Origin of the sequence: Streptomyces diastatochromogenes (genome assembly GCF_002242805.1) — a bacterium.
Lineage (GTDB): Bacteria > Actinomycetota > Actinomycetes > Streptomycetales > Streptomycetaceae > Streptomyces > Streptomyces diastatochromogenes.
The window spans coordinates 25860-40481 of the sequence record NZ_MCGQ01000018.1 but is presented as its reverse complement, the minus strand read 5'-3'; the positions used below and the strand labels follow the sequence as shown (position 1 = coordinate 40481).

The following is a 14622-nucleotide window of genomic DNA, read 5'->3' as shown; positions in this document are numbered from 1 at the left end:
CCCCGCCCTGCGCACCGCCGCCCCCGCCCCCCGCCAGGGGACCCGCGGCCGCCGCCCCGGCTCCGACACCGCCCGTCTCCTCTCCGCGCTCAACCCCGGCCTCGGCAGCCTCTACCCGGCCTGGCGCACCGCGGCCGCACCCGGCACCGTGCAGCTCCTGCGCGAGCTGCTCGCGATGCGGGTCACGGCGGCCCCCTTCGGTGCCACCGCCCCGCTCAAGCCCGTCCAGGACGAGCGCGGCCGCGTCATCCGCACCGCCGACTGGCCGCTGACGGGCGCGGTGCTGGCGAGCATGCGCGTGGTGTACGACCCCGCGGGCAAGGTCCCGGTCCGGGCGGAGTTCCAGTACGTCGAGGGCAGCAGCAGCGACCAGCGTGCGGAGAACCTGCCCGTCGCCCAGCCCGTCACCTTCACACTGGGCCCGGGCCAGGTCGACCTGTCGACCCGCGCCCCCCAGGACCGCGAGCTGAGCTGGCTCAGCCGCCGTCCGGCCACCGCCGAGGAACCGGGCGTCACCGCCCGCCTCCACTCCGGCCTGCCCGAGCGCAGCCTGTTCGTGTCCCGCCCGGACGACGGCGGCCAGGTGCACATCGGCATCCACAACGGCACGGCCCAGGAGATCTCCCTGCGGCCGGGCGAGAACAAGCAGATCACCCACGGCGAGTACGAGGTGACCGTCCGGTACACGGTGGGCAGCACCGAGCCCAACGTCGAGATCGTCATCGCCACCAAGCCGGAGCCTCTCAACCGCCGTGTCCTGCAACTGGACAGCGTGCACGACGGCATCACCGTCGGCAGCTGGGTGGCGATCCAGCGCCCCACGAAGGGCACGGCCGTACCCGGCGACGCCAAGTACGCCTTCGTCACCACCCAGGTCGTGGCGGCCCGTACGGCGGCGTACTCCACCTATGGCATCACCGGCCGCGGCACCGAACTCACCCTCGCGGACCCATGGCTGGACGAGTTCGACGTCCTGCTCTCGCACATCCGCGACACCACCGTGCACGCGGCGGGCGAGTCGCTCGGCGAGGACGTGCACGGCAACGAGATCGAACTCGCCGAGCTGTACGACGGGTTGCGCCCCGGACGCACGCTCCTCGTGAGCGGCCGGCGCACCGACGTCCCGGGCACGATCGGCGTGACCGCCACCGAGGTGGTCACCATCGCCGCCGCCGACCCGGCCGTCGACCCGCGGCTCCCCGGCGACCACGTCCACACCCGGCTCACCCTCACCACCGACCTGGTCCACCGCTACCACCGGGCGAGCGTCCGCGTCCTCGGCAACGTCGTCGAGGCCACCCACGGCGAGAGCCGCGAGGAGGCCATCGGCAGCGGCGACTCCGACCGCGTCAACCAGACCTTCGCCCTCTGGCAGTCCCCGCTGACCTGGCTCGCCGCCGACAATCCTCCCCCAGCCTTCGGCCGGGGGTACCCCCATCTCGCTTCGCTCGGCGCCACACCGGTCCTGGACATCCGCGTCGACGGCGTGCTCTGGCACGAGGTCGACAGCCTCGCCGGACGGGGCCCGACCGAGCGCGTGTACATCACCGGCACCGCCTCCGACGGCCGTACGACCGTGACCTTCGGCGACGGTGTCCACGGCGCCCGCCTGCCCAGCGGCCACGAGAACGTCCGAGCCCGGTACCGCTTCGGCACCGGCAAGGCCGCCAACGTCCCCGCCGACCGGATCACCCAGCCGCTCACCCGCCCCCTCGGCGTCACCGCGGTCACCAACCCGCGCCCGGCGACCGGCGGCGCGGACGCGGACGGCCCCGGACTCACCCGCCGTACGATCCCGCTCGCCGTCTCCGCCCTGGACCGGCTGGTCTCCGAGCCCGACTACGAGGACTTCGCCCGTTCCCGCGCCGGCATCGGCCGGGCGGCGGCCCGCGAACTCTTCGACGGCCGGCGGCGCGTGCTCCACGTGACGGTCGCCGGCACCGACGACGTGCCGCTCACCGAGGACAACCTGCGGCCCCTGCGCGGGGCGCTGACCGAGTACGGCGACCCGAACCTGCCGGTCCGGGTGGACGTGCGCGAACTCGTCCTGCTGCTGATCGCCGCCAAGGTGAAGCTCGCCCCGGACCACGCCTGGGAGAACGTCGAGCCGAGGCTGCGTCAGGCTCTGCTGCTCCGACTCGGCTACGAGGGACGGGAGCTGGCCCGGCCGGCCCGCCTCTCCGAGGTCCTCGCCACCGCGCACTCCGTGCCCGGCGTCGACTACGTGGACGTCGACGTCTTCACCGGCGTCCCCGCCTCCGCCACCCCGAAACAGCTCGCCGCGCTGCTCGCCGGCCCTGGCACACCGAGGGCGTCCGTCCCCGCGCACCCGGCGTCGTACGAGGAACGGACCCACACGGTCCGCGACGCGCACGGCGAGACCCTCACGTCCGTCTGCGCCTGCTACGGCATCCCGCTCGCCGAACTCCTGCGCCTCAACCCCGACATCACCGACACCCGGCGCCTGGACAAGGGCCGGACGGTGTTCGTCTTCCGCGGCATCCGGCCGGCCCAGCTCACCATGCTGTCGGCCCGGGCCGCGGACACCCTGATACTCACGGAGGTCAAGTGATGGCCGCGAAGCCGACGGATGTCGAGTTGGAGACGCCGGCCCCGGAGTCACCCCGGGAGCCCGACGGGCTCGCCGAGCTGCTGCCCCGCTGGCACCGGCTGCGCGACGCCGAGGAGGGCGAACCGCTGCGGGCCCTGCTCGCGGTGATCGCCGAGCAGCTCGACCGGGTCCGCGACGGCGTCCAGCAGGGCTACGAGGACCTGTTCGTGGAGACCGCGGCGCCCTGGGTGCTGCCGTACCTCGGCGACCTGGTCGGCTACCGCACCCTGCCGGGCTACGAGCGGGTCCTCACCACCGGCCTGCACGGCGGCGGCCGGGACGCGCTCGCCGAGGCCATCGCGCCCCGCCGTGACGTGGCGGCCACGGTCGCCAACCGGCGCCGCAAGGGCACCCTCCACCTCCTGGAGGAGCTGTCCGAGCAGGTCGCCGACTGGCCCGCCCGCGCCGTCGAGCTGTCCCGGCTGGTGGCCCACACCCAGCCGGTCAAGCTCTACGGCACCGGGCGGCGTGGGGACCGCGGACGCCTGCTCGACCTGCGGGACGGCGGCGCGCTCGCCCTCGCGGGCGGTCCCTTCGAGCAGACGGCGCGGACGGTCGACGTACGACGCGCCAACTCCCCGAGAAGGCAGGGCGGTTGGACTCCCGCCGGGGTGGGGCTCTTCGTCTGGCGGCTGAAGCCGTACTCCCTGACCTCGTCCCCGGCCTACTGCATCGACCGCGCCCGCAACCTCTACACCTTCTCCATCCTGGGCAACGACACCCCCCTGGTCACCAAGCCGGTCCCGGAGCCCGCGCCCGCGCACATCGCCGCCGTCGACAACGTGCCGGCGTTCATCACCCGCCGTCTGCTGCACGACCGGCTCGCCGACTACTACGGCCCCGGCAAGAGCCTCGTCATCCGGCGTGACGGCGAGGACCGGCCCGTACCGCCCGCCGACATCGTCGTCGCCGACCTGTCCGACTGGCGCTACCGGCCGAAGCGCGGGCAGGTCGCCGTCGACCCGGAGCTGGGCCGGATCGCGTTCGGCTCGCGCTCGGCACCCCGGCAGGGCGTGTGGGTCGACTACCACTACGCGTTCGGCGCCGACCTGGGCGGCGGCGAGTACGAGCGCCCCGACCGTGAGCCGCGCCCCGAGGCCGACTTCTACCGGGTCGGCCCGGGCCAGCCGTACCAGCGGATCATGGACGCCTACCGGGCCTGGCAGGACGAGGGCAGCCCCGAGCGCACCGGCATCATCGAGATCACCCACAGCGGCGCCTACCAGGAGCAGCTGGACTTCGACCTCGACCCCGGCGACCGCCTCGAACTGCGGGCCGCCGAGGGCACCCGGCCGGTGATCCGGCTGCTGGACTGGTACAGCAACCGCCCCGACGCCCTCAACATCCGTGCCGTGAACGACGACTGCGCCCCGCACGAGCGGCCCCGGCTCGTCCTCGACGGACTCCTCGTCGCCGGCCGCGGCATCAACGTCACCGGCCCGATGGGCGCCGTCGTCGTCCGGCACTCGACCCTCGTACCCGGCTGGTCCCTGGAGCCCGAGTGCGAGCCGCACTCGCCCGAGGAGCCCAGCATCGTCCTGGAACGCACCACCGCCTGCCTCCAGATCGAGCACAGCATCCTCGGCACCATCGAGGTCATCGGCGACGAGGTCTCGGAGGACCCCCTCGACATCCATCTGCGCGACAGCGTCCTGGACGCCACCGGCCCCGACCGCGCGGCCCTCTCCGCCCCGGACTGCCGCCACGCCCACGCCGTCCTGCACCTGCACCGCACGACCGTCATCGGCGAGGTGCACACGCACGCGGTGGAGATCGCCGAGAACTCGGTCTTCACCGGCCGGCTCCACGTGGCCCGGCGCGGCATCGGCTGCCTGCGGTACTGCTACGTCCCGCCCGGCTCACGCACCCCGCGCCGCCATCGCTGCCAGCCCGATCTCGTCGGCCCCGAACAGGCCGGGCGCGTACGGCCGTTGTTCGCCTCCGAGCGCTATGGGACGCCCTGGTACGGCCAGTTGGCGGACCGGTGTGCCGAGGAGATCCGGCGCGGCGCGGACGACGGCGCCGAACTCGGCGCCTTCCACGACCTGTACCGGCCCCAGCGGGAGGACGGCCTCAGGGCGCGGCTCGCCGAGTACTCGCCTGCGGGCGCGGACGCCGGGATCTTCTTCGTGACGTGAGCAGTGCCGCCGTACGACCCACCCGCAGATTTCCGAACCAGGGGGACCCCCTTCATGCACGCTGATCTCTCCCGCTCCACCTTCCGCCCGGAGCGGCACTACTCCGCGGTCGTCGCCCAGCAGGGCCGCGTCCAGCTCGACGCGGACCTCAACGAACAGGCCGCCATCCAGCTCCACCAGACCCGCACCCTCGCCGCCGACCTGATCGGCCGGCACGGCGGGCCGAGCGGCTCCGCCGGCTTCTATATCCAGTACGTCGGCGGCAAGCTCGACATCGACACCCTGAGCATCTCCGGCGGCCGCTACTACGTCGACGGCATCCTGTGCGACGCGGACCGACCGCAGCCGGGCACGCCCGTACCGGACGAGGACGGCGAGGAGCACCCGCCCCCTCCGACGGACGCCTACTGGGACTACTGGAGCCAGCCCGACGCCTTCCGTGACCCGGAGCAGCTCGCCGACCGGCTGCCCTCACCCGCCCAGTCGCCCTTCGTCGTCTACCTGAAGGTGTGGGAGCGGGCGGTGTCGGCGGCCGAGGACCCGGCGCTGCGCGAGGTCGCCCTCGGTGCCGCGCTGCCCGACACCGCGGTCCGCGCCAAGGTGGTCTGGCAGGTGCTTCCGCTGACCCTGTCCGAGCTCGGCATCGAGGACTCCGAACCGTCCCGGAAGACCGTCCGCGACGCGTTCGAGGAGTGGGCGAAGGCCCAGGCGGCGCCCTCCGCCCGGCTCGCCGCCCGCAGCGAGCGGCCCGAGCACGCCGACGAGGACCCCTGCCTGGTCCGGCCCGACGCCCGCTACCGGGGCCCGGAGAACCAGTTGTACCGGGTGGAGATCCACGCGGGCGGCGAGGCGAAGGAAGCCACCTTCAAGTGGTCCAGGGAGAACGGCTCCGTCGTCTTCCCGGTGGACGAACTGGACGGCACCTGGGTGCAGTTGGCGACCCTCGGCCTCGACGACAAGCTCGACCTGGACGTCGGCGACCACGTCGAGTTCACCGACACGGCCTACGCCTCCCGCCTCGAACCCCTGCCCCTGCTGCGGGTCGAGGAATTGGACCTGCCCGGCCGCCGCGTCCGCCTGTCCGCCGAGCCGGACCCGCACGTCGGACGGCTGCCGCACCTGCACCCGTTCCTGCGCCGCTGGGACCACCACGCGGGTCCGAGGCAGAAGGGCCGTACGACGGAGCTGAAGGGCGGCGCCGTCCCCGTCACCGAGGGGGAGTGGCTGCCCCTGGAGGACGGCGTCGAGGTGTACTTCGCCAAGGGCGGCGGCTACCGCACCGGCGACCACTGGCTGATCCCCGCCCGCACGGCCACCGGCAGCGTCGAATGGCCGGCCGACCAGGCGCGCCGCCCCCTGCTCCAGGCCCCGGCCGGGATCGCCCGGCACTTCGCGCCGCTGGCCCTGGTGCAGGGCGAGGGCAGCACCCTCGACCTGCGGTACGCCTTCGGCCCGCTCGGCGCGGACTTCCCCGCCGCCGACCAGGCGGCCCTGGACGCCGAGGCCCTGGCCGCGCGCCAGGAGCAGGCCGCCGAGGCCGACCCGTCCGGCGGGCGCTCGCAGACCACAGCGGCGGCGGAGGCCGCCGTGGAAGGAGACGACTGATGGCTCAGCCGATGACCGGCTCGAAGCTGCTGGAGGTCCTGCGCGCCGAGGGCCTGACCGTCCACGAGGTGCGCGACTGGCGCCACCACAACCGCAACACCAAGGGCCCCTGGGGCCCGGTGAACGGCGTGATGATCCACCACACCGTCACCTCGGGCACCGAGAACTCCGTGAACATCTGCTACAACGGCTACTCCGGCCTGCCCGGCCCCCTGTGTCACGGCGTGATCGACAAGCAGGGCCATGTCCACCTCGTCGGCAACGGCCGCGCCAACCACGCCGGACTCGGCGACAGCGACGTCCTGCAGGCGGTGATCAACGAGACCAGGCTGCCGCACGACAACCAGGCGAACGTCGACGGCAACCGGCACTTCTACGGCTTCGAGTGCATCAACCTCGGCGACGGCAAGGACCCCTGGCCCGAGGCGCAGAAGGAGGCCATCGAGAAGGTCTCCGCCGCCATCTGCCGGCACCACGGCTGGTCGGAGCGCTCCGTCATCGGGCACAAGGAGTGGCAGCCGGGCAAGCAGGACCCGCGCGGCTTCACCATGGACGGGATGCGCAAGCGGATAGCCGACCGGCTGGCCGGAAAGGGCGGCGGGAACGACCCGGGGGAGCCGGACCCCAAGCCCGTGCCCAAGCCAAAGTACGCGCCGTTCCCTGGCAGCGGCTTCTTCCACATCGGGCAGAAGTCGCCCGTCATCACGGCCATGGGCCGCCGGCTGGTCGCCGAGGGCTGCGGGCACTACGAGGAGGGGCCGAGCCCCGAGTGGACCGAGGCCGACCGCAGGTCCTACGCCGCCTGGCAGCACAAGCTCGGCTTCAAGGGCAAGGACGCGGACGGCATCCCCGGCAAGGCCAGCTGGGACAGGCTGAAGGTGCCGTCGGACGGCTGAACCGGCGGAAGGGCGTCAGCGCTGCTCGGCGCCCTTCTCCTGCTTCTCCTTCTGCAGCTTCTTGATCCGCACCGACTCCTTGCGGACCTCCGCCTGGGTGGCGCGCTCCTTCTCCAGCCACTCGGGCTGCTCCTGCTTGAGCGCCTCGATCTGCTCGGTGGTCAGCGGCTCGGTGACCCCGGCGCGGGCCAGACCGGCGATGGACACACCGAGCTTCGCGGCGACCACCGGACGCGGGTGGGGGCCGTTCTCCCGCAGCGCGCGCAGCCACTCGGGCGGATTGGCCTGCAGCTCGTTCAGCTCGGCGCGCGAGACCACACCCTCCTGGAACTCGGCGGGGGTGGCGGGGAGGTACACACCCAGCTTCTTCGCCGCGGTCGCGGGCTTCATCGTCTGGGTGCTCTGCTGCGAACTCATGAGGTCAAGGGTATCGGCCGCGTGCCGGGCGGCCGACCACGGCCGGTAACCTGGCCTGGTGACAGGCTCGGAGGAAACACCGTCGTTCCGGCTCGCGTACGTCCCCGGGGCGACACCCGCCAAGTGGGTGCGGATCTGGAACGAGCGCCTGCCCGACATCCCGCTCGCCCTCGTCCAGGTGCCCAGCACCGAGGCGGCGGACGTGCTGCGGGCGGGCGAGGCGGACGCGGGGCTCGTACGGCTGCCGGTCGACCGTACGTTCTTCAGCGCGATCCCCCTCTACACCGAGACCACGGTGGTCGTCGTGCCCAAGGACCACCTGATCACGGCGGCGGAGGAGGTGACCCTGGACGACCTCGCCGAGGAGGTGCTCTTCCACCCCCTGGACGACGTCTTCGACTGGGACAGCCCGCCCGGCGAGCCGGCCTTCGAGCGCCCCGCGACGACGCCGGACGCGATCGAGCTGGTGGCAGCGGGGGTGGGCCTCCTGATCGTCCCCCAGTCCCTCGCCCGCCTCTACCACCGCAAAGACCTCGCCTACCGCCCGGTCGTCGACGCCCCCCAGTCCAGCATCGCCCTGTCCTGGCCGGAGGAGGCCACCACGGACCTGGTGGAGGACTTCATCGGCATCGTCCGCGGCCGCACGGTCAACAGCACGCGGGGCCGTACGACGGCGCAGGCCGAGGCGGAGCAGAAGCGGGGGGCCGCCCGGCAGAAGCCGACGGCCGCGAAGTCGACGGGCGGCAAGCCCGCGAGCCGTACCGCACGGGGCCGTACGGGCTCCGGGGGAGCCAAGCCGGCCAAGAGGGGCAAGCCGCGGCGGAGGTCGTGACCTTTCACGAACCGTGCCGGAGGTCGTGACCCTCTCTGACCGCGCCGGACATCGCCACCGCTCAGGCTCCGCGTCGGACAGGCTCCCCGGCCCCGTCCTCCCCGGAATCCCGCCGGACCGTCTCCCCGGCCCTCTCCGGCTCGGGATGCACCTGCCGCTCGCGCAGATCCGCCACCGCCAGTACCAGCGCGATCATGATGATCCCCACGGCGGTGAGCAGCCCGAGCTGAATCGCGATGACGGAGCGCCCGTGGTTGGCCAGGTGCGCGAAGTACACCGCACCGACGACGGCGATCCCGGCGGCCGAGCCGACGCGCTGGCCCGTCTGCAGCACCCCGCCGGCCGCACCGGCACGGTGAACGGGGACGCGGGTGAGGGTCAGGGTGGTGTTCGGGGAGACCGCCAGGCCGGAGCCGATCCCCCCGATGAGCAGCGGCAGCGCCGAGGCCCAGCCCACGTTCTGCCCGGGCACCAGCTGCACCGCCACGACCACCCCGAGCAGCCCGGCCGCCACCCCGCTCAGACCGACGACGACGAGCTTGCGGCCGTGGCGCACCACCAGCCGGCCGCCGAGGGCCGCGCCGATCGCCGAGGCGATCGCGAAGGGCAGGACCGAGAGTCCGGCCGTCAGCGCGCTGTATCCGACCGTGTTCTGCAGGAACAGCGTGTAGACGAAGAAGACCGTGGTGAAGCCCGCGAAGTAGATCAGGCTGATCAGCGCGCCGAGCGTGAAGGACCGCAGCGAGAACAGGTTCAGGTCGACCAGGGGCGCCCGCCCGCGCCGTCCCTCGCGCCGCTCCCACGCCCAGAACGCGGCCAGCAGCAGCGCGGCCACCGGCATCAGCGCCCACTTCAGCCGCCCGGTCCACTGCTGCTCCTGCACCAGGGGCAGCATGAGCGCGAGCACGCCGGAGCCGAGGAGCAGCACCCCGAACAGGTCGAACTCCTCCCGCTTGTCCGCCGAGGCGGGGAAACGGGGCAGCAGCCGCAGTCCCGCTGCGAACGCGGCGATCCCGATGGGCAGGTTGACGAAGAACACCCAGCGCCAGCCGTCGTCGGTGCCGACGGCGTTGATCAGCAGACCGCCCGCCAGCGGGCCCACCGCCGTCGAGACCCCGATGACGCTGCCGAGCAGGCCGAAGGCCTTGGCCCGCTCGGCGCCCTGGAACATCTGCTGGATCAGCCCCGAGGTCTGTGGTGCGACCACGCCCGCCGCCGTGCCCTGGATCAGCCGGAAGAGCACCAGCCAGGAGGCGCTGGGCGCGAGCCCGCACGCCGCCGAGGCCAGCGTGAACACGGCGAGCCCGAACAGGAAGGCCTGGCGCCGCCCGCGCATGTCGCCCAGCCGGCCCGCCGGGACGAGCACGAGCCCGAAGGTGAGGGCGTACCCGGACACCACCCAGGACTGGGCGGCCTCGGAGGCGCCGAGGCCGTGCTCCATCGAGGGCAGTGCCACGTTCACGATCGAGGTGTCGAGCAGCGAGATGAAGCCCGCCGTCAGACAGACCCCGAGCGCCTTCCACCGCCGGTCGTCGGGGGCGGGCGGGGCCTGGACTGTGGTCATGGGGTCACGCTAAGCAGCCACCCCGCCCAACGCACGGAAGGAGCACTTCCGCGCGCGTCGGAGCGGTCAGGCCTGGTGAGCTGCGCGCCACGAGGCTGGCCGGGCCGTAGAACAGGGCCTGCAGGGACGGGTCGTCGAGGGCCTTCTCCATCCGCAGCCGGAACGGCATGCGCCCGTTGACCGTCACCCGGAAGCCGGCGGTCGCCCATGTCCGTGACATCGGTGTCTGTGATATCGAACGATCTTCGACAAGTCGCCCAGAAGATAGGGAAGAGGCGGGGGAGGGTCAGCCGGAGGTGGCCGAATCCAGCAGCCAGGTGTACGCCGACTGCGCCGTGAACTCCGCCTGACCGCCCCGCAGCAGCAGTGCGGCCGTGGCGAACTCGGGGGAGTCGGCCTGGGCGGCCACGTACGGGACGGCGATCCAGCGCATCCCGGCCGCGTGCGCGGCGGCCGCACCCGGTGCCGCGTCCTCCAGGACCACACAGTCGGCCGGGTCCGCACCGAGCCGCCGGGCCGCCTCCAGGAAGACGTCGGGGGCGGGCTTGCCGTGGGTCACCTCGTCGGCCGAGACCACAGTGTGCAGGAAGGCGTCCAGACCGGTCCCGGCGAGGATCGCGTCGAGGGCCTCGGGGGAGGAGCCGGAGGCCACCGCCATCGGCACGGCCTCGGCCGCCAGCAGCTCCACGAACTTCCGCATCTCGGGATAGGCGTGGGTGTGGGTCCGGGCCAGCTCCAGATAGCGCCGGTTCGTCGCGTCGAGCAGCTCGTCCACCGTGGCGTGCAGGCCGTAGCGCTCCCGCAGGATCACGGCCGTCTCCAGGGTGCTGATCCCGACGTAGTCCTCGTGCTCCGCCCAGGTGAAGCCGGGGACGCCGTGCTCGGCCAGGGTCTGCCGGCTCGCCTCGTAGTAGTTCGGCTCGCTGTCCACCAGCGTTCCGTCGAGATCGAAGATGACCGCAAGGGTGCCGAACTTGCTCATGCGGTCCAGCATGCCAAGGGTCAGGCGCGGGCTGCCCGCCCGACCGACTCCACCAGGGGGAGCAACCGGTACGGCACGCGCTCGCGCAGGGCCACCTCGGTGCGGGTGCGCACCACGCCCGGCAGGCTGATCAGCTTCTGGATCACGTCCTCCAGATGGGCGTTGTCCCGCCCCACCACCCGGGCCAGCAGATCCCCGCCGCCCGTGATCGAGAACGCCTCGACGATCTCCGGTACGGCGGCCAGCGCGTCCCCGACGTCGTCCAGGTGGCCCTGGGTGACCTCGATGTGCACGAACGCCAGGACCGGGTGGCCGAGGGCGGCGGGGGAGAGCGAGGGGCCCGTACCGGTGATCACGCCGTCCCGTTCCATGCGGTCCAGGCGGGCCTGGAGCGTGCCACGGGCTACGCCGAGGATGCGGGCGTACTCGCGCACGCTGGTACGCGGCTGCTCCAGCAGGAGTCGCAGGATGCGGGTGTCGAGTGCGTCCACGGTCATGATGTACGACTGTACCAATGGCTCAGCAGGCTGCTGTGCCGGTGTGCCGCCCGACCTGGTCCGTTGGTATTCATCCGGACGCTACTGCGCGGCCGATTCTGGTCCAATGGCTCAGTGATTCAGCCGACACTTGAGCCATCGACCCCTGTGATGCTCTGATGGACATGTCGATGGCGCTGCGGATCCCCGCGGCGCCTTTTGTGTGCCGGTGTTCCCGGTGTGCCAGGTGTTCCAAGGGGAGGGCTTTAGTGCTGAAGAGGGTGTTCGTGGCTCCGGACCCGGGGCGGACGCGGTTGCGTTTCGCCGCGCGGGCCGTCCTCGGCATCGGGCTGGCTGTCGTGGTGTGCGGGCTGGCGGGGCACTCCCTCCCTGGTGCGGTCACCGGCGGTCTGGCCGCGCTGCTCGCCCTGTTCACCGTCACCGACGCCACCGTGCGCGGGCAGGCGGTCACCACCGCGCTGCTGCCCGTCGTCGGCGTGCCGGTGCTCGCCGCGGCAGCCGAGCTGCACGACCACCCGGTCGCCCGGGACCTGACCTTCCTCGCCGTCGTCGGCGCGGGCGTGTACGCTCGCCGCTGGGGCCCGCGCGGGCACAGCCTCGGCGTGTTCGCCTTCATGACCTTCTTCGTGGCCCAGTTCCTGCACGCCACGCCCGGACAGCTGCCCGAGCTGTACGCGGCCGTCCTGCTGTCCGTGCTCAGCGCGGCCACGGTGCGCTTCGGCCTGTGGTGCTACGAGCGCCGGCTGCCCCCGGCCGCCGTACCCGCACCGCCCGCCGGTTCCGGGCTGGCCCGTGTGACCACCCGGCAGGCGGTCCAGGCGGTCGCCGGGGCCGGGTTCGCGCTGGTGGTGGGGCAGCTGGTGTCCGGGCAGCGCTGGTACTGGGCGGTGGGCGCCACCTGGTGGGTCTTCGTCAACACCGCCTCGCGCGGCGAGACGCTGGTCCGCGGCTTCCGGCGGGTCCTCGGCACCGTGATCGGCATCGCCCTCGGCCTGCTCGTCGCCGCCCCCGTGCACGGCGCACCCGTCCCCACCGCGGTCCTCGTCGCGGTCGCCGTCTTCGGCATCTTCTACACGGCCGCTGTGTCCTACACCTGGATGATGCTCTGGGTGACCCTGCTCGCCGAGCTGCTCTACGGCCTGCTCGGCGTCCTCAGCCCGGCTCTGCTCACCCTGCGCCTCGCCGAGACCGCTGTCGGCGCCCTGGGCGCGGTGCTCGCCGTGCTCTTCGTGCTGCCCGTCACCACCCACGCCACCACCGACGCCTGGATCCAGCGCGCCCTGCGCTGCGTCCACGTCTGCACCGCCGAGGCCGCCGCGCGCCTCGCGGGCTCGGCCACGGCCGACCCGGCGCCGCGCGTGGCCGAACTGGAGCAGCTGCTCGGCCGGGTCCGGCTCTCGGTCGCCCCGCTGGTGCACCCGCTGAACCCGATGCTCGGCCGCAAGCGCCGCGCCCGCCGGGTCCTCGCCCTCCTGGACGACTGCGCCCGCGAGATCCGCGGCCTGGTCGCCGTCGCCGCCGACCCCGAGGCCTCCCACGACGCCCGCCTGGCCGCCGCCTGCTGGCGCGTGGAGGCCGCGGTCGAGGCACTCACCGCCGGCGGCTCCGACCGGGTCCACCGCCCCGCCGAAACCCCCGCCGAACCCGCCCTGGCCCACCTCCACAGCCTCGAACGCGCCCTCGCCGACCTGGCCGAGCCCCTGAGCGCTCCGTCGGGGTCGCCGTTGGTGGGGGCCTGAGCGACGCCTCGACGTCGCCCTTCGGCTGGGCCGAGCCCGGTCGGGCGCTCACCGTCGGCAGCCCCGAGCGAGGTCCACCGGTCGGCCCAGCCCGCCCCGACCCACCTGCACAGCCTCGAACGCACCCTCGCCGACCTGGTCGAGCCCCTGTGGGCCCCGTCGGGATCGCCGCTGCTGAGGGCCTGAGTGCCGTCGGCGAAACGCCCCCGTCACCCTTTTGGTCTAGACCTAGGGCGATCGACTGCTACCGTCGGCACTGGCTCGGACCGAGAGGGGACAGCGGTGGCAGAGGGCGGCAGGCGGCGCAGGGCGTTCATCGGGTCGTTCACGGCGGCGGGCGGGCCCGGGCTGGTCACCGCTGACGTGCGCCCGGGCGGCGGCGCGCTGAACCTCACCGGCCGCCTCGGCACCCTGCCCGACCCCTCCTACCTGACCCTCTCGCCGGACGGGACCATGCTCTACGCGGTCAGCGAGACCGCCGAGGGCGCCGTCGCCGCGTTCCGTGTCGGCCGTGACAAGCCGGAGCCCGCCGGGCCGCCCGTGGCGGTCGACGGCAGCGGACCCACGCACCTCAGCGTGCACGCCGGGCACGTCCTGACCGCCAACTACGGCTCCGGCAGCGTCACGGCCGTACCGGTGCGCTCGGACGGCAGCCTGGCCCCCGCGCCCTCGGGAGTGCTCCAGCACACCGGCTCCGGCCCGCACGACCGGCGGCAGCGCGGCCCGCACGCCCATCATGTGCAGCCGGACCCCAGCGGCCGCTGGGCGGTCAGTGTCGACCTCGGCACGGACTCGGTCCGGGTGTGCACCCTGGACGGCGGCACCCCCGCCCTGCACCGCGAGATCGCGTTGCGCCCCGGTTCGGGCCCCCGCCACCTGGCCTTCCACCCGGACGGCGAGCACGCGTATGTCGTCAACGAACTCACCCCCACCGTCACGGTCTGCCTCTGGGACGCCGACGCCGGCTCCCTGAAGCCGCTCATCGAGGTCCCGGTCCTGCCGGGCGCCCCGGCCGGCGACGCCTACGCCTCGGGCATCGTCGTCTCGCCCGACGGCCGCTTCGTGTGGACCGCGACCCGCGGCGAGGACGTCCTGTCCGTGCTCGCCGTCCAGGCGGACGGACTCCGCCTGATCGGCACGGTGCCGTGCGGCGGACACTGGCCGCGCGCGCTGGCCGAGCACGACGGCTTCCTCTACGCGGCCAACGAACGCTCCGGAGACGTGACCTGGTTCGCCGTCGACGAGAAGACGGGGCTGCCCCGCTACGACGGCTCCGTCGAGGTCGCCGCGGCCTCCTGCATCGTCTTCGAGTAGGACGACACAGGGCCCGCTCCAGTCACT

Annotated in this window: 11 protein-coding genes; 7 read left to right on the top strand and 4 right to left on the bottom strand. The window is 73.3% G+C overall.

What is annotated here, in order from left to right; translation table 11 throughout:
- From BEK98_RS22680 to BEK98_RS22665, 4 genes are all read left to right on the top strand, one after another.
- Positions 1-2572: putative baseplate assembly protein (locus tag BEK98_RS22680; RefSeq protein ID WP_094218475.1), on the top strand; the 2572-nt coding region annotated here is incomplete at its 5' end.
- Positions 2572-4749, top strand: coding sequence for a hypothetical protein (locus BEK98_RS22675; RefSeq protein WP_094218474.1), 2178 nt, complete (start codon positions 2572-2574; stop codon positions 4747-4749). The genes BEK98_RS22680 and BEK98_RS22675, both read left to right, overlap by 1 nt.
- A gap of 54 nt (positions 4750-4803) precedes the next feature.
- Positions 4804-6354: a DUF6519 domain-containing protein gene (locus tag BEK98_RS22670; protein WP_094218473.1), complete on the top strand. Its 1551-nt coding sequence runs from the start codon at positions 4804-4806 to the stop codon at positions 6352-6354.
- Positions 6354-7250, top strand: a complete 897-nt coding sequence (locus tag BEK98_RS22665) for a peptidoglycan-binding protein (protein WP_094218472.1) — start codon at positions 6354-6356, stop codon at positions 7248-7250. Before BEK98_RS22670 ends, BEK98_RS22665 begins: the two co-directional genes overlap by 1 nt.
- Before the next feature lie 15 nt (positions 7251-7265).
- Here BEK98_RS22665 and BEK98_RS22660 read toward each other — a convergent pair whose 3' ends face one another.
- A complete protein-coding gene (locus BEK98_RS22660) occupies positions 7266-7667 on the bottom strand; it encodes a DUF5997 family protein (protein ID WP_094218471.1) in 402 nt (133 codons plus the stop codon).
- A 58-nt stretch (positions 7668-7725) separates the two neighbouring features.
- Here BEK98_RS22660 and BEK98_RS22655 point away from each other — a divergent pair, with 58 nt between their 5' ends.
- Positions 7726-8499, top strand: coding sequence for a LysR family substrate-binding domain-containing protein (locus BEK98_RS22655; RefSeq protein WP_094218470.1), 774 nt, complete (start codon positions 7726-7728; stop codon positions 8497-8499).
- A 61-nt stretch (positions 8500-8560) separates the two neighbouring features.
- Here the strand turns inward: BEK98_RS22655 and BEK98_RS22650 are convergent, their stop codons facing one another.
- From BEK98_RS22650 to BEK98_RS22635, 3 genes are all read right to left on the bottom strand, one after another.
- Complete coding sequence (locus BEK98_RS22650; protein WP_094218469.1) at positions 8561-10063, bottom strand: MFS transporter; 1503 nt, start codon at positions 10061-10063, stop codon at positions 8561-8563.
- Between the two features lie 286 nt (positions 10064-10349).
- Positions 10350-11045, bottom strand: coding sequence for an HAD family hydrolase (locus BEK98_RS22640; protein WP_094218481.1), 696 nt, complete (start codon positions 11043-11045; stop codon positions 10350-10352).
- Positions 11046-11065: 20 nt separating this feature from the next.
- Positions 11066-11542 carry an Lrp/AsnC family transcriptional regulator gene (locus BEK98_RS22635; protein ID WP_179851790.1) on the bottom strand — a complete coding sequence of 159 codons (477 nt, stop codon included), beginning with the start codon at positions 11540-11542 and terminating at the stop codon, positions 11066-11068.
- Positions 11543-11790: 248 nt separating this feature from the next.
- Between BEK98_RS22635 and BEK98_RS22630 the strand changes: the two genes are divergently transcribed.
- Together BEK98_RS22630 and BEK98_RS22625 are read left to right on the top strand one after the other, a co-directional pair.
- Entirely contained in the window at positions 11791-13281 is a 1491-nt protein-coding gene (locus tag BEK98_RS22630; RefSeq protein WP_094218467.1) for an FUSC family protein, read from the top strand.
- Between the two features lie 282 nt (positions 13282-13563).
- The gene (locus BEK98_RS22625; RefSeq protein WP_094218466.1) at positions 13564-14595 is read left to right on the top strand and encodes a lactonase family protein; all 1032 of its coding nucleotides are present in this window, start codon (positions 13564-13566) and stop codon (positions 14593-14595) included.
- Positions 14596-14622 lie beyond the last annotated feature (27 nt).

Bases quoted from the DNA above. Each gene is read 5' to 3' on its own strand.
- BEK98_RS22650 (WP_094218469.1), bottom strand. From the start codon at position 10,063: ATGACCACAGTCCAGGCCCCGCCCGCCCCCGACGACCGGCGGTGGAAG.
- BEK98_RS22675 (WP_094218474.1), top strand. From the start codon at position 2,572: ATGGCCGCGAAGCCGACGGATGTCGAGTTGGAGACGCCGGCCCCGGAG.
- BEK98_RS22635 (WP_179851790.1), bottom strand. From the start codon at position 11,542: ATGACCGTGGACGCACTCGACACCCGCATCCTGCGACTCCTGCTGGAG.
- BEK98_RS22640 (WP_094218481.1), bottom strand. From the start codon at position 11,045: ATGAGCAAGTTCGGCACCCTTGCGGTCATCTTCGATCTCGACGGAACG.
- BEK98_RS22665 (WP_094218472.1), top strand. From the start codon at position 6,354: ATGGCTCAGCCGATGACCGGCTCGAAGCTGCTGGAGGTCCTGCGCGCC.
- BEK98_RS22670 (WP_094218473.1), top strand. From the start codon at position 4,804: ATGCACGCTGATCTCTCCCGCTCCACCTTCCGCCCGGAGCGGCACTAC.
- BEK98_RS22660 (WP_094218471.1), bottom strand. From the start codon at position 7,667: ATGAGTTCGCAGCAGAGCACCCAGACGATGAAGCCCGCGACCGCGGCG.